This window comes from Vibrio sp. 1401, assembly GCF_033340295.1.
Map to the genome: position 1 here is coordinate 1 of NZ_JAWOWF010000785.1, position 532 is coordinate 532.

At 52.3% G+C, this 532-nt stretch carries 1 protein-coding gene; it reads left to right on the forward strand.

Annotated features, from left to right (window positions below; all coding sequences use genetic code 11):
• Positions 1-532, forward strand: a 532-nt coding sequence (locus R7Z77_RS28160; protein WP_318137410.1) for a molybdopterin dinucleotide binding domain-containing protein, incomplete at both ends; no start/stop codon positions are given.

The following is a 532-nucleotide window of genomic DNA, read 5'->3' on the forward strand; positions in this document are numbered from 1 at the left end:
ACCGTGGCAAAACCATGTACGACATGCTGTTCAAAAACGGCCAAGTTGACAAGTTCCCGCTTGAAGAGGCGCGTGAACTGAACGACGATTCGCACCACTTCGGTTTCTACGTTCAAAAAGGTCTGTTTGAAGAATACGCAACGTTCGGCCGCGGCCATGGTCACGACTTAGCACCATACGATGTGTACCACACCGTACGCGGTCTACGTTGGCCAGTCGTTGATGGTAAAGAAACACAGTGGCGCTTTAAAGAAGGCTCGGACCCATACGCGAAAGCGGGTTCTGGTTGGGATTTCTACGGCAATGCCGACGGTAAAGCGAAGATCATCTCTGCACCGTACGAAGCGCCACCAGAAGTGCCAGATTCAGAATTCGACCTATGGCTATGTACAGGTCGTGTTCTTGAGCACTGGCACACTGGTACCATGACACGTCGTGTACCTGAGCTATACAAAGCAGTACCGGATGCGGTGTGTTACATGCACCCAGAAGATGCGAAAGCGCGCAACGTACGTCGCGGTGAAGAAGTGGT